General features: G+C 68.0%; 19 protein-coding genes and 1 tRNA gene. 8 read left to right on the top strand and 12 right to left on the bottom strand.

The window, feature by feature from the left end:
• The first annotated feature begins 94 nt into the window (after nt 1-94).
• Together HRV97_RS09630 and HRV97_RS09625 are read left to right on the top strand one after the other, a co-directional pair.
• The gene (locus HRV97_RS09630; RefSeq protein ID WP_246248638.1) at nt 95-2,221 is read left to right on the top strand and encodes a S9 family peptidase; all 2,127 of its coding nucleotides are present in this window, start codon (nt 95-97) and stop codon (nt 2,219-2,221) included.
• A gap of 106 nt (nt 2,222-2,327) precedes the next feature.
• Nucleotides 2,328-3,101: a methyltransferase domain-containing protein gene (locus HRV97_RS09625; protein ID WP_281356801.1), complete on the top strand. Its 774-nt coding sequence runs from the start codon at nt 2,328-2,330 to the stop codon at nt 3,099-3,101.
• Nucleotides 3,102-3,135: 34 nt separating this feature from the next.
• Here HRV97_RS09625 and HRV97_RS09620 read toward each other — a convergent pair whose 3' ends face one another.
• Genes HRV97_RS09620 through pdxH form a run of 3 tightly spaced genes read right to left on the bottom strand, consistent with a single transcriptional unit; the run spans nt 3,136 to nt 5,496 of the window.
• Complete coding sequence (locus tag HRV97_RS09620; protein ID WP_174194041.1) at nt 3,136-3,939, bottom strand: PhzF family phenazine biosynthesis protein; 804 nt, start codon at nt 3,937-3,939, stop codon at nt 3,136-3,138.
• 34 nt (nt 3,940-3,973) lie between these two features.
• On the bottom strand, nt 3,974-4,921 hold the full coding sequence (locus HRV97_RS09615) for a cation diffusion facilitator family transporter (RefSeq protein WP_174194040.1): 948 nt from the start codon (nt 4,919-4,921) through the stop codon (nt 3,974-3,976).
• Entirely contained in the window at nt 4,918-5,496 is a 579-nt protein-coding gene (pdxH, locus tag HRV97_RS09610) for a pyridoxamine 5'-phosphate oxidase (protein WP_174194039.1), read from the bottom strand. Before pdxH ends, HRV97_RS09615 begins: the two co-directional genes overlap by 4 nt.
• 112 nt (nt 5,497-5,608) lie before the next feature.
• Here pdxH and ku point away from each other — a divergent pair, with 112 nt between their 5' ends.
• Both ku and ligD read left to right on the top strand, forming a co-directional pair.
• Entirely contained in the window at nt 5,609-6,505 is an 897-nt protein-coding gene (ku, locus tag HRV97_RS09605; RefSeq protein ID WP_174194038.1) for a non-homologous end joining protein Ku, read from the top strand.
• 7 nt (nt 6,506-6,512) lie between these two features.
• Nucleotides 6,513-8,933, top strand: coding sequence for a DNA ligase D (gene ligD, locus HRV97_RS09600; RefSeq protein ID WP_174194037.1), 2,421 nt, complete (start codon nt 6,513-6,515; stop codon nt 8,931-8,933).
• Nucleotides 8,934-8,949: 16 nt separating this feature from the next.
• Here the strand turns inward: ligD and HRV97_RS09595 are convergent, their stop codons facing one another.
• The 3 genes from HRV97_RS09595 to HRV97_RS09585 form a co-directional block, all read right to left on the bottom strand.
• Nucleotides 8,950-11,034 (bottom strand): S9 family peptidase, encoded by a 2,085-nt coding sequence (locus HRV97_RS09595; RefSeq protein ID WP_246248637.1) that lies wholly within the window; start codon nt 11,032-11,034, stop codon nt 8,950-8,952.
• Between the two features lie 1,043 nt (nt 11,035-12,077).
• On the bottom strand, nt 12,078-13,031 hold the full coding sequence (gene dapF / locus HRV97_RS09590; protein WP_174194035.1) for a diaminopimelate epimerase: 954 nt from the start codon (nt 13,029-13,031) through the stop codon (nt 12,078-12,080).
• A 581-nt stretch (nt 13,032-13,612) separates the two neighbouring features.
• Entirely contained in the window at nt 13,613-14,089 is a 477-nt protein-coding gene (locus HRV97_RS09585; RefSeq protein WP_174194034.1) for a DUF6456 domain-containing protein, read from the bottom strand.
• A gap of 282 nt (nt 14,090-14,371) precedes the next feature.
• On the opposite strand from HRV97_RS09585, the gene HRV97_RS17665 reads away from it, so the two are divergent.
• Nucleotides 14,372-14,500, top strand: coding sequence for a hypothetical protein (locus tag HRV97_RS17665; RefSeq protein ID WP_281356800.1), 129 nt, complete (start codon nt 14,372-14,374; stop codon nt 14,498-14,500).
• Between the two features lie 362 nt (nt 14,501-14,862).
• On the opposite strand, the gene HRV97_RS09580 is transcribed toward HRV97_RS17665, so the two are convergent.
• Nucleotides 14,863-14,938, bottom strand: a tRNA-Val gene (locus HRV97_RS09580).
• A 121-nt stretch (nt 14,939-15,059) separates the two neighbouring features.
• Between HRV97_RS09580 and HRV97_RS09575 the strand changes: the two genes are divergently transcribed.
• Both HRV97_RS09575 and HRV97_RS09570 read left to right on the top strand, forming a co-directional pair.
• Nucleotides 15,060-15,224, top strand: coding sequence for a hypothetical protein (locus HRV97_RS09575; protein WP_174194033.1), 165 nt, complete (start codon nt 15,060-15,062; stop codon nt 15,222-15,224).
• Between the two features lie 138 nt (nt 15,225-15,362).
• A complete protein-coding gene (locus tag HRV97_RS09570) occupies nt 15,363-17,456 on the top strand; it encodes an EAL domain-containing protein (RefSeq protein ID WP_174194032.1) in 2,094 nt (697 codons plus the stop codon).
• 19 nt (nt 17,457-17,475) lie between these two features.
• Here the strand turns inward: HRV97_RS09570 and HRV97_RS09565 are convergent, their stop codons facing one another.
• A complete protein-coding gene (locus HRV97_RS09565) occupies nt 17,476-18,906 on the bottom strand; it encodes a L,D-transpeptidase family protein (RefSeq protein WP_343044479.1) in 1,431 nt (476 codons plus the stop codon).
• A gap of 230 nt (nt 18,907-19,136) precedes the next feature.
• Between HRV97_RS09565 and HRV97_RS09560 the strand changes: the two genes are divergently transcribed.
• Nucleotides 19,137-19,871, top strand: coding sequence for a FadR/GntR family transcriptional regulator (locus HRV97_RS09560; RefSeq protein WP_246248663.1), 735 nt, complete (start codon nt 19,137-19,139; stop codon nt 19,869-19,871).
• A 339-nt stretch (nt 19,872-20,210) separates the two neighbouring features.
• Here HRV97_RS09560 and HRV97_RS09555 read toward each other — a convergent pair whose 3' ends face one another.
• The 4 genes from HRV97_RS09555 to HRV97_RS09540 all read right to left on the bottom strand — a co-directional run bounded on the left by HRV97_RS09555 (nt 20,211) and on the right by HRV97_RS09540 (nt 25,117).
• Entirely contained in the window at nt 20,211-21,134 is a 924-nt protein-coding gene (locus HRV97_RS09555; protein WP_174194030.1) for a Gfo/Idh/MocA family protein, read from the bottom strand.
• 4 nt (nt 21,135-21,138) lie between these two features.
• The gene (gene araD1 / locus HRV97_RS09550; RefSeq protein WP_174194029.1) at nt 21,139-22,128 is read right to left on the bottom strand and encodes an AraD1 family protein; all 990 of its coding nucleotides are present in this window, start codon (nt 22,126-22,128) and stop codon (nt 21,139-21,141) included.
• A 46-nt stretch (nt 22,129-22,174) separates the two neighbouring features.
• Nucleotides 22,175-23,752 carry an aldehyde dehydrogenase (NADP(+)) gene (locus tag HRV97_RS09545; protein WP_174194028.1) on the bottom strand — a complete coding sequence of 526 codons (1,578 nt, stop codon included), beginning with the start codon at nt 23,750-23,752 and terminating at the stop codon, nt 22,175-22,177.
• 96 nt (nt 23,753-23,848) lie between these two features.
• Nucleotides 23,849-25,117 carry a sugar MFS transporter gene (locus HRV97_RS09540; RefSeq protein WP_246248662.1) on the bottom strand — a complete coding sequence of 423 codons (1,269 nt, stop codon included), beginning with the start codon at nt 25,115-25,117 and terminating at the stop codon, nt 23,849-23,851.
• Nucleotides 25,118-25,190 lie beyond the last annotated feature (73 nt).

Below are 25,190 nucleotides of genomic sequence, written 5' to 3'. Positions count from 1 at the left end.
TCCGAGATGACGGAGGTCGAGATGACCACCGCACCTGCCCCTTGCGCTGGCTTCACGCGCTCGTATCGTGCGCGGCGACACGAGAGGGATTACCATGAAGAAGCTGCTGCTCGCCGGCACGATGCTGATGCTGTCGACCGGGCTGATGCCATCGACTGGCGCGCTCGCGCAAGCGCCGCAGCCGCCACGCGCGGAGAAGCGCCCCTATCAGGTCACCTCCCCGCACGGCGCGCGGGCCGACGATTATTACTGGCTGCGCGACGACAAGCGCCAGAACCCCGACATGCTGGCGTATCTGAAGGCCGAGAACGCCTATGCCGACGCGCAACTCGCGCCGCTGAAACCGCTGGAGGCGAAACTCTACGCCGAGACGATCGCGCACATCAAACAGGACGACAATTCGGTCCCCTATCGCGAGAACGGTTACTGGTATCAGACGACCTGGACGGCGGGCGCCGATTACCCGGTGGTGATCCGCCGCAAGGGTGCGGCGACCGCTGCGCCCGAGACGCTGTTCGACCAGCCCGCGATGGCGAAGGGCCGCAGCTTCTTTCAGATCGGCGGTTGGCAGGTCAGCCCCGACAACACGCGCGTCGCCTGGGCTGAGGATACGGTCGGCCGCCGCCAATACGTGCTCAAGGTAAAGGACATCGCCACCGGGCGGATGCTCGCCGACAGCGTCGCCAACGTCGAGGGCGACCTCGTCTGGTCAGCCGACGGCCGCACGATCTTCTACGTCGAGAAGGACCCGGTCACCCTGTTGTCGAAACGGGTCAAGGCGCACGTGCTGGGCACGCCCGCCAGCGCCGACCGGCTGGTGTACGAGGAACGCGACGACAGCTTCTACATGGGCGTCGGCCAGACCAGCGACCGCCAATATATCTGCATCGCACTGCAAAGCACCGTCAGCGACGAACAGCGCTGCGCCCCCGCCGCCCGCCCGACCGCCTTCGCGGTCGTCGCCCCGCGCGCACGCGAGTTCCGCTACTCGGCCGACCACCTCGGCAACCGCTGGATCATCCGCACCAATGCCGGCGGCGCGAAGAACTACAAGCTCGCAACCGTTGCCGACGCCGATGCGGCGAAAGGCACCGCGGCGTGGCGCGACCTCGTGCCCGCCAGCACCACCACCTTTATCGAGAATTTCAAGCCGTTCGCCGGCTTCGTCGCGATCGAGCAGCGCGCTGGCGGCAACAAGGGCGTCCGGCTGCTGACCGACGCGGGCAAGTCGATCCCGGTCGCCGCCGACGAGCCCGCCTACACGATGGGATTGTCGGTCAACGAGGAAGTGGACACGCCCTGGGTTCGCTACAGCTACACCTCGATGGTCACCCCTGCCACCACCTTCGAGATCAACGCGCGGACGGGCGAGCGCCGCACGCTCAAGGTCCAGCCGGTACCGGGCTACGACAAGGCGAATTACGTTACCGAGCGCGTCTGGGCGACCGCGCGTGACGGCACGCGCGTGCCGGTGTCGCTGCTGTACCGTCGCGGCGTGAAGCGCGACGGCACCGCGCCGTTGTTCCAATATGCCTATGGCAGCTACGGCATATCGAGCGATCCGGGGTTCAGCGCCGGCAATCTCGCGCTGGTCGACCGCGGCGTTGTGTACGCGACCGCGCACATCCGCGGCGGACAGGAAATGGGCCGCGACTGGTACGATCAGGGGCATCTGCTCAACAAGAAGAACAGCTTCACCGACTTCATCGACGTGACGCGGTATCTGGTCGCGCAGAAATACGCCGCGCCCGGCCGCGTCGCCGCAATGGGCGGCAGCGCCGGCGGGCTGCTGATGGGCGGCGTCGCCAACCTCGCAGCCCAGGATTACGCGGTACTCGTAGCGCAGGTGCCGTTCGTCGACGTGGTGACGACGATGCTCGACGCCTCGATCCCGCTCACCACCAACGAATATGACGAATGGGGCAATCCGGCGGACAAGCGCTTCTACGATTACATGCTCAGCTACTCGCCCTACGACAATGTCGCGAGAAAGGCGTATCCGGCGATGTACGTCTCGACCGGGCTGTGGGACAGCCAGGTGCAATATTACGAACCCACCAAATGGGTCGCCCGCCTGCGCGAGATGAAGACCGACACCAATCCCCTGCTCTACCGCGTCAACATGGAAGCCGGGCACGGCGGCAAGTCCGGCCGGTTCGAGCGTTATCGCCAGGCAGCGGAATGGCAGGCGTTCGTGTTGCAACAGTTGAAGGTGGAGTAACCGCGGAACGGATGGTCGATCTGACCGAGCGGTGACGCTCGGCCGAGACCCTGCGTCACAGGGATCGCGACTTGTCTGCCGCTTGCGCGCCGGCTATCATGTAACAATGTCACATAGCCAGTTCGCACCAGCCAACCCCGCCAATGCGCCGAGTGCACGCTTCTTCGCGTCGATCGGGATCACGCCGGGCATGCGCGTGCTCGATGTCGGGTGCGGCAACGGCGATCTCAGTCGAACGGTGGCGGCGCTGGCCGGCCCGGACGGCGAGGTCATCGGGATCGACAGCAGCGAAGCGGCACTGACGGCGGCACGAGCTACGCCGGCGGATGCGACGGGCGCGCCGCTCCGCTATCAGTTTGCCGATCTGAGCACGGACTTGCCCGACCTCGGCTCGTTCGACGCCATCGTCGGCAGACGAGTGCTGATGTACCTGCCCGATGCCGCCGCAACGCTGCACCGGCTCGCGCGACTGGCGAAGCGCGACACGATCCTGGCATTTCAGGAACATGCCCGCGCCGATCTGCCGACGGGCCTCGCCGCATTGCCGATGCATCAACGGTGTTACGAGCTGATGTGGCGCACGATCGCGGCGGAGCAGGGTGACGTGGCGATCGGCTATCGATTGGCCGACCTCATCCGCGGTGCCGGTTTCCAGATCGATCATGCCCGCTGCGAGGGCGTGCTGATCCAGCCGTGGCATGAATCTTTCCTGCCGATGCTGATGCGGATCATGCTGCCGCGCATGATCGCGTGCGGCGCCATACGCGCCGACGAGATAGATGTGGATGAACTCGAGCGCGGCATGGACCACGAAGGTCGGAGCGGAAGCGGCACGATCCTGTGGGATCTGGCCTTCCTCGTATCGGGACGTTTGGGTTAAGCTGTCGGGAGCGTGCTAGACCCTGCCGCCCTCCTCACGGCAGCAGGAACGTACCTTCGATAATGGTCACGCACGCGCCGCCCAGCACGACACGGTCGCCCTCCAACCGGCACAACAGCCGCCCGCCGCGCGCCGATGCCTGATAGGCGCTCATCCGGTCGCGCCCGAGCCGCTCGGCCCAATAAGGCACCATCACCGCGTGCGCGCTGCCCGTCACCGGGTCCTCGTCGATGTCGAACGCAGGCACGAAGACGCGGCTGACGATGTCGGTCGTCTCGCCCGGCGCGGCGACGATGATGACGTACGGGCCGAGCGGGGCGAGCGCGCGCATGTCGGGCGCGCAGTCGCGCACCTGGCGCTCGTTCTCGACCACCACCAGCGCGTAGCCCTTGTCGTGCCACAGCGTCTCCTGCACCGCCCCATCAGGCAGTTCGAGCCCCGCGACAATCTCGGGTAGTGGTTTCGCGTGCGGCGCCCAGGCAGGCAGCGCCATCGCGTAACGATGCCCGTCGCGCGCGACCTCGAGCACGCCGGCCTGGCGCGTGCGGAAGCGGACGCTCGCGCGGTCGGTATCCGAGGACAGCACGACGTGCCCGCTCGCCAGCGTCGCGTGGCCGCATAGCGCGACCTCCGCGCCCGGCGTGAACCAGCGCAGCTCGTAATCCGCCTCGCCGCTCGTGTCGGGAACGAGGAAGGCGGTTTCGGACAGGTTGTTCTCGACCGCGATCTTGAGCAGCGTGTCGTCGTCGAGCCACTTCGTCAACGGCATCACCGCCGCGGGATTACCTTTGAAGGCTTCCTCGGCAAAGGCGTCGACCTGGGTGAAGGGGATGCGCATTGTGTGTCCTTACAGCCGCTCGGCGACAGGGTTCTTACAGCCGCTTGCCGAACCAGTGCGGCGTTGCCTCGGCCTCGACCAGCGGATTGTCGGTATCCTCATGCCCCTCAGGATCGAGGTGGATCAGCGTCTCGACCTTGGGGAAGGTGCGGCGCAGCGCAATCTCGACCGATTCGACAATGTCGTGCGCTTGCCGCACGGTCAGGTCGGGGTCGACCTCCATGTGAAATTGCGCGAAGTCGTGGCTGCCCGCGCGGCGGGTGCGGAAATCGTGGATGCCGCGGATGCCGGGCTGGCGCGCGGCGACCTCCATGAATGCCGAGCGCTGATCCTCCGACCATTCCTTGTCCATCAGCATGTCGATCGCCTGGCTCGACGCCTGGAACGCGCCCCAGACGAGCCAGGCGGCGATCGCGATGCCGAATACCGGATCCGCGCCCTTCACACCGACATATTGGTCGAGGACCAGCGCCGCGATCACCGCGACGTTCAACAGCACGTCGGACTGGTAATGCACGTTGTCGGCCAGGATCGCGACCGAGCCGGTCTTGCGGATCACGCTGCGCTGATAGGCGAGCAGCACCAGCGTCGCGGCAATCGCCAGCACCGACACGCCGATGCCGAGCCCCGCATCCTCGTTGACCTGCGGGCTAGAGAACCGCTCCACCGCGCGCCACGCGATGCCGATCGCCGAGGCGGTGATGAGCACGACCTGGAACAGCGCCGCCAGCGCCTCCGCCTTGCCATGACCGAAACGGTGGTCGTGGTCGGCAGGCTCGGCGGCGAGCTTGACGCCATACAGCGTCACCAAGCTGGCGAGCAGGTCGAGCCCGGTATCGGCGAGCGACCCCAGCATCGCGACCGATCCGGTATGCCACGCGGCATAGCCCTTCACGACGAGCAGGCTCAGCGCCATCGCGACGCTCGCCAGCGCGGCGCGCATCGCAATCGGGATCACCCGGCGGCGTTCGCTCTCGGTCATGGGAACAGCAATCCTTCGCTCCACCCGTCACCCTCTCGCGTGAACAGGCGGCGTTCATGTAGGCGGTGCGCGCGGTCCTGCCAGAATTCGATGCGCTCGGGCGTCACGCGGTAACCGCCCCAATTGGGCGGACGCGGCACATCCTGCCCGTCGAAACGCGTCTTCATCTCCTCGAACCGCGCCTCGAACGTTTCGCGCGCATCGAGCGGGCGCGATTGGTCGGATGCCCAGGCGCCGAGCTGCGAGTCGCGGCCGCGCGTGGCGAAATAAGCGTCGCTCTCCGCGTCGCTCGCCAGATTGACGGAGCCGTCGATGCGGATCTGGCGGCGCAGCGACTTCCAGTGAAACAGCAGCCCCGCCTGCATGTTCTCGGCCAACGCCTCGGCCTTGCGACTGCCGCGGTTGGTGTAGAACACGAAGCCGTCCGGGCCGTGGCCCTTCAACAGCACCATCCGCACCGACGGACGACCGGCGGCATCAGCGGTGGCGAGCGCCATCGCATTCGGATCATTGGGTTCGCTCGCCTGCGCCTCGGCATACCAGGCGTCAAACAGCGCGAAGGGATCGTCACTCATCCGCCCCCCATAGCGCAACCTGCATCAGTGCGGAACATCCGCGTCATCAGGCACGCGGAACGACTCCTTCGCCCGTGATTTGAATCGCTTACGCAAATGACAGAGGTGGAACATGGCCGCGCGCGCTTACTGGCAGGGGCAGATCCGCCTCGCGCTCGTCTCGATCCCGGTCGAGATCTATTCCGCCACCAAGTCCGGCGCGCAGATCGCGTTCCACCAGATCCACGAGCCGTCGGGCGAGCGGATCAAGTATGAGAAGGTCGCGCCGGGCATCGGCCCGGTCGACGCCGACGAGATCATCAAGGGGTTCGAGGTCGAGAAAGGCGAGTACGTCCTGCTCGAACAGGACGAGATCGACGCGGTGAAGCTCGAGTCGAAGAAGACGCTCGAGCTGACGCAATTCGTCGACCAATCGGAGATCGACGTCCTTTATTATGAAAAGCCCTATTTCGTCGTGCCCGCCGACGATCTGGCGGAGGAAGCGTTCATCGTGCTGCGCGAGGCGCTCAGGCGGACCAAGAAGGTCGGGCTTGGCCAGCTAGCGATGCGCGGGCGCGAATATATCGTGAGCCTGAAACCGTGCGGGCGCGGGCTGATCCTGGAGACGCTGCGCTACGCCGACGAGGTCAATAAGGCGCAGGGCTATTTCCGCGAGATCGCCGACACCAAGCCCGACCCCGAGCTGCTCGACCTCGCCGAAGCGCTGATCGACCGCAAGACCGCGGCGTTCGATCCGCAGGAGTTCCACAATCGCTACGTCGACGCGCTGAAGGAACTGATCGAACGCAAGCGCAAGGCGAAGGGCAAGACCAAGATCATCGAGGACAAGGATGAGGGCGGGCGTTCGGCCTCCAACGTCGTCGACCTGATGGCGGCGCTCAAGAAGTCGATGGAGGGCAAGTCAGGCGGCGAGCCGGTGAAAAAGGCACCGGCCAAACCCGCAGCAAAGAAACCCGCTGCCAAGAAGCCGGCGGCCAAAAAGCCAGCCCCGGCCAAGAAGCGCGCCTGACGTCGCGATGGCCGCTGCCGATCCCCTCGCCCGCTACAATGCCAAGCGCGACTTCACGCGCACCGCCGAGCCCGCGGGCACGCTGGCGAAAGGTCACGGCAACAGCTTCGTGGTGCAGAAGCACGACGCGACGCGGCTGCACTGGGACTTCCGGCTCGAAGTCGACGGCGTGCTGAAAAGCTGGGCGGTGACGCGCGGTCCGAGCCTCGATCCGAATGAGAAACGGCTGGCGGTCAGGACCGAGGACCATCCGCTCGACTACGGCTCGTTCGAGGGGACGATCCCTTCGGGCGAATATGGCGGCGGCACCGTGATGCTGTGGGACCGCGGCACCTGGTCGCCGATCAAGGGCAAGAGCGCGAAGGATCTGGACGCCGGGCACCTCCACTTCGTGCTGGAGGGCGAGCGGATGCGCGGCGAGTGGCTGCTGATCCGGCTGAAACCACGCGCGAAGGAAAAGCGCGAGAACTGGCTGCTGCGCAAGATCGGCGACGCGGAGGCAGGCGGCACCGACACCTTGGTCGAGACCGCGCTGACCAGCGTGTCGAGCGGGCGCACGATGCAGGAAATCGCGGAAGGGAAGGCGCCCAAGAAGCGCAAGCCTGTGCGCAAGAAGGCGACCAAATCCGCCACTCTGCCCGCCTTCACCGAGCCGCAACTGTGCACGCTGGTCGACGCCGTGCCGACCGGATCGGCGTGGCTGCACGAAGTCAAATATGACGGCTACCGCGCGCTGATCGCGGTCGCGGGCGGCACGGCCAAGGTGTTCACGCGCAACGGGCTCGACTGGAGCGACAAGTTTCTCGGGATCGCCGAGGCCGCTGCCACGCTCGATGTCACTTCCGCGCTGATCGACGGCGAGATCGTCGCGTTCAAGGACGGGCGGCCCGATTTCTCGACGCTCAAGGACGCGATCTCGTCGGGCGGCGACATGACGATGTTCGCGTTCGACCTTCTCGCGCAGGACGGCGAGGATCTGAGCGCGCTGCCGACGACGACGCGCAAGGCGCGGTTGCAGGCAATCATCGGCGACGACGCGCGGCTGCACTATGCCGAGCACGTCGTCGGCAGCGGCGAGCAACTGCTCGACGGGATGTGCGCCGAGGGACTGGAGGGCGTGGTGTCGAAACGCGCCGACGCGCCGTATCGCGCTGGGCGCACGTCCGACTGGCTCAAGATCAAGTGCACGCGGCGGCAGGAATTCGTGATCGTCGGCTGGCTACCCTCGGACAAGAAGCGCGGGTTCAAGTCGCTGCTGCTCGGCGTGCACGAGGACGGGAAGCTGCGCTACGCGGGCAAGGTCGGCACCGGCTTCACGCAGGCGCTGATGACCGAGCTGCGCGCCAAGCTCGACACCCGCGCGCGCAAGACCGCGCCGGTCGACGCGCCACGCGCGACCGTGCGCGGCGCGCAATGGGTTAAGCCTGACCTGGTGGCCGAGATCGCCTTTACCGAGACGACGCCCGACGGTCTCCTGCGCCATCCAAGCTTCCTGGGCCTGCGCGGCGACAAGTCCGCGCGCGAGGTCGTGCTGGAACAGCCCCAGTCGGTTGCCGAAACACCAGCGCCCAACGTCGCGATCACCAACCGCAATCGCGTGATCGATCCTGATGCCGAAGTGACCAAAGGCGACCTCGCCGATTACTATGCCGCGGTTGCCGCGATCATGCTGCCGTGGAGCGGGCATCGCCCGATCAGCCTGGTGCGCTGCCCGCAGGGACGCGCGAACCAATGCTTCTTCCAGAAGCACGACGCCGGCTCGTTCGGCGACGCCGTGCACAAGGTCGCTATTCCCGAGAAGGACGGCGGCAGCGAGGAGTATCTGTGGGTCGACGATGCCGCCGGGCTGCTGACCTGCGTGCAGATGGGGACGATCGAGTTCCACGGCTGGGGATCGCGCGTCGACGCGCTAGAGCGGCCCGACCGGATGATCTTCGACCTCGACCCCGACGAGGGGCTCGCCTTCGCCGATACCAAGAAGGCGGCCGAGTTCGTGCGCGACCAACTGGGCGAGATCGGGCTTGCCAGCTTTCCGTTGCTGTCGGGCGGCAAGGGTGTCCACGTCGTTGTGCCGCTCACCCCACAAGCCGAGTGGCCCGCAGTGCGCGACTTCGCGGAGCGCTTTGCCAAGGCATTGGCGCAGGCCGATCCCGACCGCTTCGTCGCCACCATGAGCAAGGCGAAGCGCAAGGGGCGCATCTTCATCGACTATTTGCGCAACCAGCGCGGATCGACCGCGATCATGCCCTATTCGGCGCGCGCCCGTGCCGGTGCGCCGGTCGCGGCACCGGTGACGTGGAGCGAGCTGCGCGACCTCGACACCGCGGCGAACTGGCACGTCGGCGATGCGGCCGAGTTGATCGCGCGCGCCAACGCGCCGGCGCTGTCGGGTTGGGGCGTCTCCGATCAGGTGTTGCCCCACCTATAGCGTCGGGCCGCTCACCTCATTGCGCGGGCGTCGCCTGCCCCGGCGCGCCCGTCCCGCGATAGCGATCGAACCAGGCGAGGATCGCCGACGCCTTCGCCGCCGACTGGCTCGGCCGCGCGGTGAAGCCGCCGTGGCTCGCACCCGGTACCTTGACCAGCGCGGTCGGCACGCCGCGGATTTGCAAGGCGGCATAATATTGCTCCGCCTCCGACACCGGCGTGCGGTAATCCTCGCTGCCGACGACGACCAGCGTCGGCGTCTTGACGTTGCCGACGAGGCTCAAGGGCGAGTGACGCCAATAATCCATCGGGTCCTCCCACGGCAGCTTGTTGAACCAATAGCGCGAGGTGAACAATGTCGCGTCCATCGTCAGCGCCTCGCTGATCCAGTTGATGACCGGCTTCTGCGTCGCCGCGGCCTTGAAGCGGTTGTTCTTGCCGACGATCCACGCGGTCAGCACGCCGCCGCCCGACCCGCCGGTGACGAACAGGTTGTTGGGGTCGGCGGTGCCGTCGGCGATCGCAGCGTCGACCGCGGCCATCAAGTCGTTATAGTCGGCGCTGGGGTAATCCTTGTCGATCAGATTGGCGAACTCGGCGCCGTAGCTGGTCGAGCCGCGCGGGTTGGTCCACAACACCGCGTAGCCGTGCGCAGCGTAGAGTTGCATGTCGCTCGCGAAGCTGGGGCTGTAGGCCGAGTGCGGCCCGCCGTGGATTTCCAGGATCAGCGGCACGCGGGTGCCCGGCTGCCAGCCCGGCGGGGTCGCGAGCCAGGCGTCGATCGCGCGACCGTCGGGCGCGGTGACCGCGAGCTTGCGGATCGGTGCCAGCGCCTTTGCCTCCAGCATCGTCGCGTTGAGGTTGGTCAACCGCCGCTGCTTGCCGCCCGAGGCGACCCAGATGTCGGCGGGCGCGCTGCCATCGCCGCCGGTATAGGCGACCACCCCGCCGCGCGAGACCGAGAAGTCGCCGCCGGTGTACGGCCGGTCGAGCCCGCCGCCCTTCAGATTGTCGGCGAGCACGGTCATGCCGCCGCCCTCACCGACGCGCGCGACCTTGCGCATGCCGCGGTCGTCGTACGTCGCGTAGAGCGTGTTGCCCACCCACTGCACGTCCTCCACCGAGCGGTCGAGCGCGCGGGTCAGCGAGCGACCGCCCGCGGCGTTGCGATCGCCGACCCAGATTTCGCTGTTCTCGTAGCCGCGACGCTTGTCATCAAAACCGAGCCAGGCGACGCGGGAGCCGTCGCCCGAGAAGCGCGGGGAAGCGTCTGGGCCGTCGCGCGTGGTCAGCTGCGTCAGCACGGCCGAGTTAGCGTCGACCGCGTAGAGGTTGCTGTCCATGACGCGGCGGTCGGCGTCCTTGCCGCGGATTGCCGCGAACAGGATGCGCGAACCGTCCGCGCTCCACGACAAGGGGCCGGCATCGTCGTAGCCGCCGAAGGTCAACTGCCGCGCCGCACCGCCGTCCGCGGCGACGACGAAGACGTGGTCACGACCCGGCTTGATGTAGCCGGGACCATCGGCGCGGTAGGTGATGCGGTCGATCACCTGCAGCGGCTCGGCCCATTTCGCGCCCTCGGGCTTGTCGGGCGCGCGACCCAGCTTCGCGCCGTCACCCATCACGGTCGCGGTAAAGGCGAGCCGGCGGCCGTCGGGGGACCAGGTGAGCGCGCCCGGATCGCCCGGCAGTGCGGTGATCCGCGCGCTGGCGCCGGTCGCCAGCCAGCGGACGAACAACTGGCTGTGGTCGCCGTCACCCGCGGCATAGGCGATCCGCGTGCCGTCGGGCGACCAGCGCGGCGACGAGCCGCTGGCAGCGAACGGCGACTGACGGCCGCTCGCGACGTCGACCAGCCACAGCGACGATTGCATCCGATCGGTCATCACGTCGCCCGAGCGGCGGACGTAGACGATCGTGCGCCCGTCGGGGCTGATCTGCGGATCGCCCGCCATCTGGAGCCCGAACAAATCGTTGCCGGTAAAGGCGCGGTTGGCGGCATCGGCGGCGGGCACCGGCCGATCCTGCGCCTGGAGCGCGGGGGCGAGCAGCAGCGCGCCGGTCGCGAGGAGAGCGGCAAAGGCAGCGGTGGTCGAACGCAAGGCAGGCTCCATGATCGAAGGCGAAGCGCGAACATGCCCGAACCGCGCCGCCGCGCAAGGGCCGGCGTAGCGCGCTTGGAAGGTGAGGCTAAGGGTGGGGCGCGGTGCCGTTCGCCGAGTCGAGACGGAGCGGTGTGCCTGCGCGACTGGAAGGTTCGGCGAAGGTTAGACCAATGCGGGGTCGTTCCCTGGAGCGAAGCGGGGCAACGCGCCTGTGCGACCGAAAGGTCACGCTAAGGTGAGACCAAGGCATCGCCACGCGTCGAATTGAGGCGGATGCCGCGCACCGGAGCGTTCGGAAAGGACGGCGAAGGTCAGGCCAACGCGTTGTCGCTCGCCGATCGAGGCGGGAAGCGCCCGCGCGAACGGAAGGTTAGGCTAAGGTTAGGCCATTGTGTCGCGCTGCACGTGTCGTGGCTGGGCGATGCGGTCGCGCGCAGGAGCGTGCGGATCGTGTCGGGCTAGTTGGCTGCCGCTGTTTTCGACCGTTTGCGGTCGGGTAGGTCGTGGCACCCGCGTCTTGTCTCAGAGTTCTGCCTGGCCGTTCGGCGGGTGTGCAAGCGGGATCCCGGATCAAGTCCAGGATGACGGGCGGGAACGTCTTTGTTCGCAATAGTTGGCGCGGAAGGTCAGACTAAGGTTAGGCCCGTGCGCGTCGCGGGTGGGGCTCTGCCGTCGGGTGGCTTAGCGATGAGAAAGAGCTTCGATACCGTACCCTTCAGTGACGCTGTAGGACAGCGAGCGTCGTGCGGGCTGGGCGAACGATTGCTTGGTTGCTCGCGCCGTCGTCGAGCGGGAAGGCAGCAATATCCCGGGCTCAGCCCGGGATGACGAGATGGGGGCAATGGCGCCGCTCGCTAGGCGCGGACTACAATAGCGACTGGGTTCGCCTAGAGTGCGCTCGCCTCTCGAACGACCCACGCCGCGCTCGCACCTGGGTCAGCGTAGACCGTTATCGCGGGGGGTTTGTTCAAACTGCACTCGCGGCGGGCTCAGCCCAAACCGCACTAGCTGGACCAGCCCACGCCGCAGCCGCCGCTGCGTCAGCCTCCCCCGCGCGCCTGGTCGGCGACCGCGCGCCATGCCGCGATCTCATTGTCGTAGCGGCGGATCACCGTCACCGCGCCCGCGCGTTCGGCGGAAAGATCGACCTCGACCTCGCCGTCCCATTCCCAGGTGGCGTTGCCGTGCAGCGTCACGGTTGCGTCGAGTTCGGCACGCGCGCGCACCAGCCCGCCGCGGTTGAGCACGGTGATCGTCCGGCCGAACTCGATCCGCCCCGTCAGGCAGGCGGCGTAGGTCGATGCCGCCATCGCGCTGCCGCAACTGTTGGTGAGTCCGACGCCGCGCTCGAAGGTGCGCACGAACAAGGTGTCGGCGTCGCGGTGCTCGACGAACGACACGTTGGCGCGGTTGGGCAGCCAGTCGGGCGCTGCCTCGCACCGCTCACCGATCGCGACGAGTTCGGCCTCGTCGATCGTGTCCACGAACGCGACGAGGTGCGGGTTAGGTATCGATACGGCGGTGAAGGAGCGCGTGGTCGGCAGCGCGGCGATGGGTGCGTCGATCAACCGTTCGGGCACGCCCGCGATCGGCCAGTCGGCGGTCACGAGCGACGCCGGGCTGGCGGTTTCCGCCACCGTGTAGACGCCGGGTGCGAGATCGCCCACGTGCTCGACCTGCGCGTGCGAGGTCTTGAGGCGGACGGTGGCAGTCTCGACCTCGGCAGCGGCGAAGCCCGCGCGCGCGGCGCAGCGCAGGCCGTTCAGGCACGTCTCCGCTTCCGAGCCATCGGTGTTGAACATCCGCATCCCGAACGCGGCGCTGCCGTCGCCCGCAACCAGCGCCAGGATGCCGTCGCCGCCGACCGGCCCATCGCGCGCCGCGAGCACCCGCGCGAGCCGCGCCCAATCGTCGTCCGAGAGGTGCCAGTCGCGCGCATCGACCAGCGGGAAGTCGTTGCCCGACCCGTGGCATTTGGTGAAGCGCACCAGCATCAGCGGGGGCGCCCGGCAACAATGACGACGGCCACGCTAGTCGTGGCGGCGGTGGTGGGTGCAGGCGTCATGGCGGCTCCTATCGGCGTGAACGGGCAACCGGTTCAAGCCGGGTTGGTTGCGCCTTGCGCCCGAAGCCGCGCTGTACGCCGCGCGTCCTGCGCCATCGCCGTCACGCCGCCTCAATGCACCGGCGTCAGCGGGTATGCCTGTGGCGATGGCGGCAGTGGCGGAAGCGGCGACCGAGGCGCGAGCGATCATTGCGGCGGCGGTGGGGCTGGCGCGCCTATCGGCGTCCACGGCCAACCGGTTCGAACCGGGTTGGTCGCGCCCTACGCTCGGAGCCGCGCTCTCCAGCTTTGCTCTCACACCGCTTCAGCGCAGCATCAGCGGGTATGTCCAACGTGACGGCGACCGTCGCGCAAGTGGTGACGGGAGCGCGGTCGATCGTGCCGGCGGGCATGGCGGCTCCTGCCGGCGTGAACGGACAACCGGCTCGCGCATTATTGGTTGCGCCCTGCCCCACGCCCGGCCCTACACCGCTCTCACGCGGTCGTCTTTACGCCGCCTGGTGCAGCCCCTCAATGCAGCCCATAGTGGTCGTCGAGCCGGTCTAGCGCCAGCCCGAGCACCAGTCGGCCGCTGCGCGCTGGCCAGCCGAGCGCGCGCTCAGCGGCGGGCAGGCCCTCGCCCGCGCAGATCACGCGCCACAGGATGTCGGACAAACCACGCCCCACCGCTGCCACGCCCGCGTCGAAGCGGCGCTTGGCCGCGACCTTCCGCTCGGCCGGCGAGAGGCCGCTGCCCGCGCCGCCGCCGTCGACGCGCGCTTCCCAGCGCATCGTGATGGCGGGCGCGATCGCCGCCATCTCATAGTCCACCCGCAATCGCTCCCCCGCCTCGCTCTGGCGCGGCGACACCAGCCCGCGTGCGGCGAGCCACGCCAGCGGCGATTCCGCCACGTTGACCGTCACGCTGCGCCCGCGCAGGCGCGTGCCCGGCGGGAGCGCGCTGCGGCGGCCGCTCGCGTCTATCACCTGTTCCACCAACTCGCGCATGTCGCTTCCCCGTGCCTGTTCGTGCGGCGCGGCTGGCATGGGTGGTGGCGTGTAGGACAGCCTCGCACACCCGCATCGCGAGCGTTGGCCGGGGGGTGTTGCGCCGCTCAGGACGAGATCAGCGTCGCGACCGAGGACAAGCTCGGTCAGGTCATCCCGCCCAGGATCAGCCTCGCGGTACTGGTCGATAAAGCGTACCGGGCGTGAACGTCGGCGCGATGGGTCCGCGCAATATCATCGTGCCGGCCATCATCTTCGCAATGACGCGGGATGGTGCAACTCGTGCGTACCGTCGAGCGTGCAGGTTGCGACGAGCAGTTCCACCCGGAAACGTTTCTCGCTCAAGGGGAAGGCGCGGAGGCCAATCCCCCGTTCGGCACCTTGTTGCCAAGCATCAGCAAGCCAGATTGATCGCGGTGACGGAATATCGGTCCTCCACGACAAGCGCACCAAGGTGGTTATGGCGCACCCCATCAAGGAGCGCCCGAGTACCAGCGCCAGGAAGATTGCCGACGCGAACACGAGCGGCGCGGCATTCGGATCGAACCTGCCGCGCGCGCCTGCCGAATGTCACGGCGCCGCGGGCGACGGTTGCACGGTTGGCCACCTGCGAGTCACTTCGGACGTTTTTAAGTTGGGTGCGCTTGCCGGACCGTAGCCGACCACGTGACCCCATTGTCGAGAACGCAACACCAACGAACGGCTATTCTGAACACCGCTGCGAAGTCCTGCGCCCCGCGATCGGGTCGGCGGCGCTTGTATGGAAGCGATGGTGGTGGGCGCTGACGGGTTCGAACCGCCGACCTACTCGGTGTAAACGAGCCGCTCTACCAGCTGAGCTAAGCGCCCGTCGCCTGCGCGACGCGTTGGACGGCGTGTACGGCGGTGCGGGCGGCTTCGCAATCCCCTGTGCGGAACGTGGCGGCCGGCGACGTCGTTGATGGCGCAGACGCTTAAAGGATCATCGATCATGGACGACGACGCGATCAAGCCGACCACCGAGACCGACCGCCCCAACATCTCGACCGAGCATCAGCGCGACGGCGACGCGCGCCGCCCCAGCGACACGCTCGACAAGGGACAACCGAGCGATGAAACGATCCCGCGCAAATCCTCGCTGCTCGGTGACGATTGACGGCAAAGGTCGCGCGCCCGATCGGCGCGTTTCTTTCCGTACAATGAAGCGCCGGCTGGGGTCGGTCGCACCGCTCCAGCCGTGCTTCTAACCGAAAAGTAAGGGTTCATCGGCAAAGGGCTGCTTGAGGAGCAGCCTGTGCGATTATCGATTGCGGCACGAGTTTCGATCGCCTGCGCGACCGTTATCGTGCTCGCATTGCTGGTGCTCGCGACCGGCTTCACGGTTGGCCGGGCGGTGCACAGCGCCGACATGCAGATCGCACGCCTGAGCCAGGCATTGCACACCCAGGGCCGGCACGACCAGGCGCAGCAGCGTCTGCGCCTGGTCATCGGTGACGCGACGCGCGCGGCCGAGCACGGCGTCGTGCTGCCACCGTTGCGGTGGCGGGCGCTGACGCGGCAGACCGCCGCTTTCGCCGAACTGTCCGCGCTGCCGGTGCCGTTCGCGGGTAATGCGGCCGAGGCGGCGCTGATCGCGCAAACGCAGGATGCGGCCCATGCCTTTGCCGCGGTGTCGAACACGCTGATCGCCGTGGCGCGCGATCGCCCGACCATGATCGCCGAGACGATGCCGCACTTCGTGGCGGCGCTGAAGACGTTGGAAGCACGCCGCAGCCTGACGCGCGAGGCGCTGACCCGCGCGATCCGGCAGGCGGCGGAACGCAACGGGCGCGAGAGCTGGCGCAACATCGTCGCGGTGCTGCTGGGCGGGTTGTTGATCGTCGCCATTATTGCTGCGCTGAGCGCATGGTTGCGGCGCCACCTGCTCCGGCCGATCGTCCTGATCGCTGCGCGACTGCGCGATTTCCGCGCCGGCAGCAGCGAGGCCGACGTGCCGGGACTGACCCGCGGAGATGAACTGGGCGATCTGGCGCGCGGATTGTCCGAATATCGCGACGCGGTGGAAAGCCGCCGCGCCGCCGAACGGCGCGCCGACTTCCTGGCGCACCACGACATGCTGACCGGCCTCGCCAATCGATTGTTGTTCGAGAACCGGCTGGCGCACGAACTGGCGCGCAGCGCGCGCACCGGCGACGTGGTGGCGGTGTTCGCGATCGACTTGGACGGGTTCAAGGCGATCAACGATCGTCTGGGCCACGCCGGTGGCGACCGGGCGCTGAAACGCACGGCGCGATTGTTGTCGAGCAGCGTGCGCGGCGACGATCTGGTCGCGCGCATGGGCGGCGACGAATTCACCATCATCCAGGTCGCCGCCGCGCAGCCCGCCGCCGCCGAAGCGTTGCTCGCGCGCATCTTCAAGGAAGCCGAGGCGAGCGCGATCGGTGACGAGCCCGCGCTGCGCATGAGCGTTGGCGTCGCACTGTCAAACGCGGGGGAGCGTGGCAACGATCTCTACGAGCGCGCCGATATCGCCTTGTACCGCGCCAAGAACGACGGGCGGCACACCGCGCGCTTCTTCAACGCGCGGTTGCAGGAGGAGGAGAGCCTGCGGCTGCGGCTGTCGCGCGATTTGGAACAAGCGCTCGCGCGCGACCAGCTCCACCTCGTCTTTCAACCGATCGCCGATGCGGCGAGTTTGCGGATAACCGGCTACGAAGCGCTGCTGCGCTGGCGTCACCCCGATATGGGCGAGATCGCTCCCGCCACCTTCATCCCTATCGCCGAGTCGACGGGGTTGATCACGCCGATCGGCGGCTGGGTGATCGGGCGCGCGCTTGCCACCGCGGCCGATTGGGATCGGTCGTTGTCATTGGCGATCAACCTGTCGCCGTTGCAGTTCCGCGACACCAATTTGGCGGCGCAGATCGAGCGTGCGGCGGCCGCGCACGGCATCGCCTTGTCCCGCATCGAGCTGGAGGTGAGCGAGAGCACGACGCTGCTCGGCTATCAACGCGACGCGGTGCTCGCGACGTTGCAGGCGTTGCAGGCACAGGGCGCGCGCGTGGTGATGGACGATTTCGGCACCGGCCATTCGTCGCTCAGCAACCTGCAGGATTTCACGTTCGACGCGATCAAGATCGATCGCAGCTTCGTCGCCGCGATGCGCGATCATCCGCCATCCGCCTCGATCGTGCGCGCGATCATCGGGCTGGGGCGCAGCATGCGCTCGAGCATCGTCGCCGAGGGCGTGGAAACCGAAGCGCAGCTCGCCGACCTACGCCGCTGGGGGTGCGACCAGGTGCAGGGCTATCTGATCGGACGCCCTGCCCCCAACGTCCTCGACCGCGATCAGGCCAGATCGGCGACGCTGCGAACCGCGCCGCGGTGAACGGCGCGGCTCGCCGCGATCACGGACCGACGTCGGTGGCGCCGCTCTCGACGCGCAGCGCGCGGCCGGCCTTGAAGCCGAGCGCCGCGCCGACGCGGTCGTCCCAGCCGTAAGGATCGTTGCGCACGATCGGCCCGCCCGCGTCGTCGAACAACACCGTCTGGTAGAGCATCCGCACCGGGATCTGCTTGGGCAGCTTGACGAACGTTTCTTTGCCGGTGCCGCGCGCCTGGTGCCATTCGTCGACCACGCCGCCGTCGCGCGCCAGCATCTCGGCGAAACCGAGCGCATCCTCGACGCGGACGCAGCCGTGGCTGCGCTGACGCTGGATCATCGCGAACAGCGCCTTGGCCGGCGTGTCGTGCAGGTAGATCGCATGGTCGTTCTGCATGTCGAACTTGACCAGGCCGAGCGAGTTCTTGGGTCCCGGCTGCTGGACGATCCAGCCGTTCTCCCACTTCATGTTGTTGGCCTTCAGATAGCCGGCGCCCTTGCTGGCGAGATCCTTTTCCTGGATCGAGCGCGGCACGGTCCAGGTCGGGTTGGCGACCAGGCGGAAGATCGGCGATCCGAGCTGCGGCGTCTCGGTGTCGGGCTCGCCGACCACCACCTTGCGGCTGTCGGCGATCTTGCCGTCGCGCCAATAGGTCAGTCGGGCTGCGGCCAGATTGACGTCGATCCGGGTCGCGGGCGGGGTGCGTTCGAGCCAACGCAGCCGCTCCATCGCGACCGCCACTGCGCGCGCGCGGTCGACGTCGGACATGTTGAGGATCGCCAGCGCTTCCTCGCCGATCACGCCATCGGGCTTCATGCCGTAATCGGCCTGGATGCCCTGAACCGCCTTCACCATCGCGGGCGTATATTGCTGCCCCTGTGCCGCTGCCTCGTCGAGATAGTCGAGGATCACCAGTTCGCGCGCGATCGTCGGGATGCGCGGATCGGTCGCGCCGGGCTTGATCGCGTCGCCGGTCACCGGAATGTTCGCGTGCCGCGTGGCCGGATCGGTGCGGAGCGCGACATAGGCTTTGGACAAGCGCTGGTAATTGTCGTCGGCGGGGGCGAGGCTGTTCAACCAGCCGCGCACGTCGCCCGACCGCAGCGCCCCTGCCAACCCGGCGCGCAGGTCGGGGTCAGGCCGCGGCACGGTGTACACCTCGTACAGCTTGGTCGGGTCGGTCGCACCGCGTGCCAGTGCGGCGGCATAGGTCAGGGCCTGCTTGGTCAGCCCCGCCTCGTCGCTCGCCGAGGCGTCGAACGCCATCTGGTCGAGCCCGTGTGCGCCGCGCGCGTTGATCGCGTCGCGCAATTGCTCGGTGGTCGCGTCGCTCCAGCGCGCAGGACCGGCCGGCTCGCTAGTGTTGGCGGACGTTTGATTGTCGGGCGCGACCTCGACGCTGCAACCGGCCAGCAGCAACACCATCGCCGGTGCTTTTCCCCAGGTGATACGCACACTTCACTCCCTTTTTGGCGTTCACGAAACGCGCCGGTGCCCCATCCGCTCCGCGACGCGGCATTCAGGACGAGCAGCACGGCGATGGCAAGCGCGAACGAGCCTCCGCCTCGCTCAACGATTGCTGTTACCCCCGCCGACCGGGCTTGCTACAGTTCGGCCAACAAGAGCCGGGAGCGTGCATGGCGAGCGAAGACGGGGGAGATGGCGTGACGGGTGACGACACCGGGATGACGGCGGTCGCCGCCGCCGGCGCGCGCACGCCGCGCGGCACCGGCCGCCGCCTGCACGGCGCGATCGCACACAAGTTGGGCACCGCGATCGTCTCGGGCGAATATGCGCCGGGCGACATCTTGACCGGCGAGGTCGCCTTTTCGGAAGCGCTCAACGTGTCGCGCAGCGCGTACCGCGAGGCAATGCAGGTGCTCGCCGCCAAGGGCATGGTGGAGAGCCGGCCCAAGGCGGGCACGCGCGTGCTGCCGCGCGAACGCTGGAATTTGCTCGACCCCGACGTGCTCGCCTGGGTGTTCACCGGCGAGCCCGACGTGCAGTTCGTGCGGTCGTTGTTTGAATTGCGCGCGGTGGTGGAGCCGGCGGCGGCCGGCTTCGCCGCGGAACGCCGCAGCCGCCAGGACCTGAAACTGATGAAGGACGCGCTGTCGGCGATGCGCCGCCACACGCTCGCCACCGACGCGGGGCGCGCGGGCGACCGCGACTTCCACCGCGCGGTGCTGCGCGCCACCGGCAACGACGCGCTGATCGTGCTCAGCGCCAGCATCGGTGCGGCGGTGAACTGGACCACGCAGTTCAAGCATCGGCAACGCGCGCTACCGCGCAACCCCATTCCCGACCACGTCAAGGTGTTCGACGCGATCGCCGCGCAGGACGCGGCCGCCGCGAGCGAAGCGATGCGCGTGCTGGTCGACCTGGCGCTCGCCGACACGCGCACCGCCATGGCGCGCTGAGGCGGCTTGGTTGGGGAGGCTGTTCGGCCGGCGCGACGCACGCTCCCGTCACCCGTGGACACGATCGCTGCGACGGTACGATCGAGTAGGATTTACAGATCGAGTTCCGGATGACGCAAGAAGCGAGGTCTGGGTATGGGTCTGGATCTGAAGGCATGGCCGGAGATGTCGCACTTTGCACCGTACCCAATGCGATGCTCGATCCTTTCACTTGATCCACGATCAGGTGCTGCACCACCAAGAAGCGGGACCCCGGATCAAGTCCGGGATGACGGATTGGGGACGACCGAACGTCCTGCCATGCTCCCGGCTATGCCGCATGGGTGCGGCAAGCGATACTCAATCCTCGAACGCGTCGACCTGAACTTGGCGGCAGCGCATGAAGGCGTCGGCGACGAGGCGCAGCGGGGTGCGGTCGACGTCGCTTAGCCCCTGCGCGATCAGGTGCGCGAAATGCGCGTAGAGGTCGGAATATTCGCGCTCGGGTCCGACCTCGCGCGCGGTGCCGTCGATCACCAGTTGCGCGCCGCCGTGCGTCAGCGAAAGCGTCCCGTCGTCGGTCTCGACCACAATGTCCCACGTCTGCGGCCCTTGCTGTCGCCAGTCGAACACCGCGTGAACCGGCTCGCCGTTCATGCCGACCATGTTGAGCTCGGCCGCGATCGGCGCGGCGCGGTTGGCGGGCACCTCCAGCGTGCCGCTGGCGAGGTAGAAGTGGTTCGGCAGGATCGCGGTCGCGATCGACAGCGCGTTGATGCCGGGGTCGAACACGCCCAGCCCACCCGGCTCCCAGATCCACTGCTGTCCGGGATGCCAGCGGCGGACATCCTCCTTCCACACGATCCGGGCGGAATCGATGCGTCGCTCGGCCAGCCAGGCGCGCGCGTCGTGGACGCCGGGCGCGAAGCGCGAGTGCCAGGCGGCGAACAGCGTGGTGCCCGCGCCCTTCGCCAGTTGCACCAGCGCCTCGACCTCGGCCAGCGTCGCACCAGGCGGTTTTTCGAGCAGCACGTGCTTGCCGGCGCGGATCGCCTTGGCGGCGGCGTCGACACGCACCTGCGGCGGCTGGCACATCGCGACCGCGTCGACGCGCACGTCGGCAGCGAGCAGCTCGTCCACGTCGCGGAACATCGCTATGCCGGGATAGCTGCCCTCGTGGCTGGCACCCGCAACGAACTCGAACGCGTCGGAAGCGAGGATCGCGGGAATGTGCTGGTCGTTCGCGATCTTGCCCAGGCCGACAATGGCGATGCGGATCGTCATTGGCCTATAGCGCCCTGACGCGGACGTTGGCGCTGGCGGCGACGTCGCGCGCGCGGCCGATTGGGTTACGCACCGGCAGCGTGAACGGCGCGGCCTCGATCTCGAACACGTCTCCGTCGCGCGTGCGCACCTCGTCGCTGAACGACAGCGTCGCCGTGCCGAAGAAGTGGACATGCAGGTCGCCGGGACGCCGGAACAGCGCGTATTTGAAGTGATGGTGTTCCAGGTTGGCGATGGCGTGCGACATGTTCGCCTCGCCGGACACGAACGGCTTCTCCCAGATCGTCTCGCCATCGCGGACGATGCGGCTGGTGCCTTCGACGTGGTGCGGCAGATCACCCAGCAGCAGTTCGGGGCCGAGTGCCGCCGGGCGCAGCTTGGAATGCGCGAGCCACAGGTAATTGCCGCGCTCGGTCACGTGGTCGGAGAATTCGTTGGCGAGCGCATAGCCGAGCCGCACCGGCGTACCGTCGGCGTCGATCAGGTACACGCCTGCGATCTCCGGCTCCTCGCCCGCGTCGAGCGCGAAGTCGGGCGACGGCAGCGCGTCGCCGGGTGCGACCAGCGACGTTCCGTCCCCCTTGTAGAACCATTCGGGCTGCGCGCCGACGGCCTCGCCGTCGGGCTTGCCGCCTTCGACGCCCATCAGGAACATCTTCATCGAATCGGTCTGCTGCGCGGCGTCGTTGATCGCGCGGTGCATCTTGTCGCGCCCCTCGGCCGAGCCGAGGTGGGTGAGGCCGGTGCCGGTCAGCAGCAGGTGCGCGCTGTCGGGATGGTCGATCGGCGCGAGCAAGGTAACGGTGGAAAGGTCGATCGCCGCGCCCGCCGCGGCCTGCGCCGTCGCCGCCAGCGTCTGCCCGGCGGCGAGCGCGCGCTCGGCCAGTTCGAGCACGGTTTCCGCCCCCTCAGCCACGCGCGCCGCGCCGTCGTGCAGCAACGCGACGCCGCGTACGGCGCCGGACGCGCGGAACTGAACCAGCGAAAGCGTCATGCCATCCTCTCCATTCACGTATCAGCCGGCGCGTTCGCAGGCCGTGTCAGGCCTGCGTCATTGTTCCATCGACGCGCCGCGCGACGCCGTATGGGTTGTCGCTGCGCAGCGCGGGCGGCAGCACGCGGTCGGGCAAATTCTGATAGCAGACCGGGCGCAGGAAGCGCGCGATCGCCAGCGTGCCGACCGAGGTGGTGCGCCCGTCGCTGGTCGCGGGGAACGGCCCGCCGTGGACCATTGCGTGGCTAACCTCGACGCCGGTCGGCCAGCCGTTGCCGAGCACGCGCCCAGACCGCTCGGCGAGCAGCGGCACGATCTCGGCGACGAGCTCCTCGTCCTCTTCGTCGAACAGCACGGTTGCGGTCAACTGCCCCTCCAGCCCGCGGATGATGCGCTTGACCTCGTCCATGTCGCGCGCGCGCACCACGATCGAGGACGAGCCGAACACCTCGTGGCCGAGCACGGGATCGCTCGCGAAGGCGTCGGCGCTGGCGGCGAAGATCGCGCCCTGCGCCTGGTTGACGCCCTCCCCCACCGGGCCGCGCGCGACCGTCTCGACGGCAGCGTGCGCGGCGAGCGCGTCGACGCCCTTGCTGTAAAGGCCGTGGATCGCAGGGGTCAGCATCTGCCCGGCGGGCGTCTTGCCCATCGCGGCGGCGGCCGATGCCTCGAACGCGGCGAGATCGCTGCCCTCCAATGCGATGACGAGACCGGGGTTGGTACAGAACTGCCCGGCTCCTTGCGTCAGCGACGCGACATACGCCTCGCCCAGCGCCGCACCGCGATTGCGCGCGGCGGCGGGGAACAGGACGACGGGATTGACGCTCGACATCTCGGCATAGACCGGGATCGGCTCAGGCCGCTCGCTCGCGATCTTCACGAGCGCCAAGCCGCCGCCGCGCGAGCCGGTGAAGCCGACCGCCTTGATCCGCGCATCGGCGACCAACGCACCGCCCAGTTCGTTGGTGGTACCCGGCAGGTAGGAGAACACGCCCGCGGGCAGCCCCGCCTTGGCCACCGCGGCGCGGACCGCGCGCGCGACCAGCTCGCCGGTGCCGGGATGCGCGGGGTGCCCCTTGACGACGACCGGGCAACCGGCGGCGAGCGCGGAGGCGGTGTCGCCGCCCGCGACCGAGAAGGCGAGCGGGAAGTTCGACGCGCCGAACACCGCGACGGGGCCGAGCGCGACGTTCAGGCGGCGCAGATCGGGGCGCGGCAGCGGCGCGCGGTCGGGCATGGCGGGATCGATCGTCACGTCCATCCAGCTGCCCTCGCGCAGCACCGACGCGAACAGCTTCAACTGCCCCATCGTGCGCCCGCGCTCGCCCTCCAACCGCGCACGCGGCAGGCCGCTCTCGGCCATCGCGCGGACGATCAAATCATCGCCTAGTGCGGCGATCTCTTCGGCGATGCTTTCCAGAAACGCGGCGCGCACGTCGAGGGCGAGATCGCGAAAGGTCGGGAATGCTTCTGCGGCGAGCGCGCAGGCGGCGTCGACATCGGTGGGTGACGCCTCGTGGAAGGCAGGGGACAGCGTTTCACCGCTGGCAGGGTCGACCGCCTGGAAGGTGGAACCGCCGGTGCGGTCGTTCGCGCCGACCAGAATTGCGCCCGTGATCTGCATCGCTCACCTATTAAGTCAGACAAGATATATGCGCCGGGTCGCACGTGGCACCCGGCGCGTCAAGGAAGTCGCGCTGGCCGGCCGCGCGACACCGGTTCAACGCGCGGCGGGTGCGCCCGACACCACCGGCTTCGATCCCCACAACGCGTAGAACAGGATGTAGAGTTCGCAGATCGCGGTCAGGATGAACGATTCCTGCAACCCATAAGCGTCGGCGAGCCAGCCCTGCACAGCAACCAACGCGCCGCCCGCGATCGCCATGATCAGCAGGCCCGAGCCTTCCTCGGTCAACGGACCCAACCCCTTGATGCCGAGCGTGAAGATCGTCGGGAACATGATCGAGTGGAACAGCCCGACCGCGATCAACGCCCACATCGCCACCGGTCCGCTCGCCACCACCGTCACCGCCATCGTCACGAACGCGCCGACCGAGAACACCGCCAGCACCAGCCCGGCGTCGACCTTCTGCATGATCGCGGAGCCGACGAAGCGCCCGACCATCATCCCGCCCCATAACAGGGTCAGGTAGCGCCCAGCCTGCTCGTTGGTCATGTTGCCGATGTCGGGGCGGCTGACGAAATTGACGAACAGATTGCCGACGCCGATTTCCGCGATCAGGTAGATGAAGATCGCGGGGATGCCCCACACCAGATTGCGGTGCCGCCACAGCGAGTGGCCGCGCCGCTCCTCCTTTGCCAACCGGCTGGTCGCCGCGCCCATCGCGGGCAGCGGGAAACGCGCGATCACGATCGCGAGCACGATCAGCACGCCCGCGACCAATGCATAAGGCAGCATCACCGATTGCGCGTCGGCCAGCCGCTCCGCCGGGGTCAGCACGGTGCCGGCACTCGCGGTGCCGCCCTTGGAGCGGCCGAGGATCAGATAGGCACCGAACAATGGTGCGAGCATCGTGCCGGCAGAGTTCATCGCCTGCACCAAGTTCAACCGCGACGAGGCGGTTTCGCTCGGCCCGATCACCGCGACATACGGGTTGGCCGCGACCTGCAACAAGGTGATGCCGCTGGCGATCACGAACAGCATCAGCAGCGTGATGCCGTAGGACGGCAGGCTGGCGGCCAGGATCATGCCGAGCGCACCCGCCGCCATGACCAGCAACCCGGTGACGAGCGATCTCTGATAGCCGATCCGCTCGATCAGCTTGGCCGAGGGGATAGACGCGACGAAGTAAGCGATGAACCACACGCTCTCGATCAGCGCGGCCTGGAAATAGCTGAGCTCGAACACGCTGCGCAGGTGCGGCAGCAGCGTGCCGTTGATGACGGTGATGAAGCCCCACATGAAGAACAGGCTGGCGAGCAGGGTCAGCGCGGGACGGTAGCTCGTCGAACCTGCGGTGCCGTGCATCGCCGCACCCCCTGCGCTCGACACCGCGGTCGGCGTAACTGCCATGAACCTCTCCTGTGAACATCTCTTGACC

Origin of the sequence: Sphingomonas hominis (genome assembly GCF_013328205.1) — a bacterium.
GTDB classification, from domain to species: Bacteria; Pseudomonadota; Alphaproteobacteria; order Sphingomonadales; family Sphingomonadaceae; genus Sphingomonas; species Sphingomonas hominis.
Note: the sequence above shows the minus strand (reverse complement) of the source record. Positions and strands in the feature narration are given on the sequence as shown.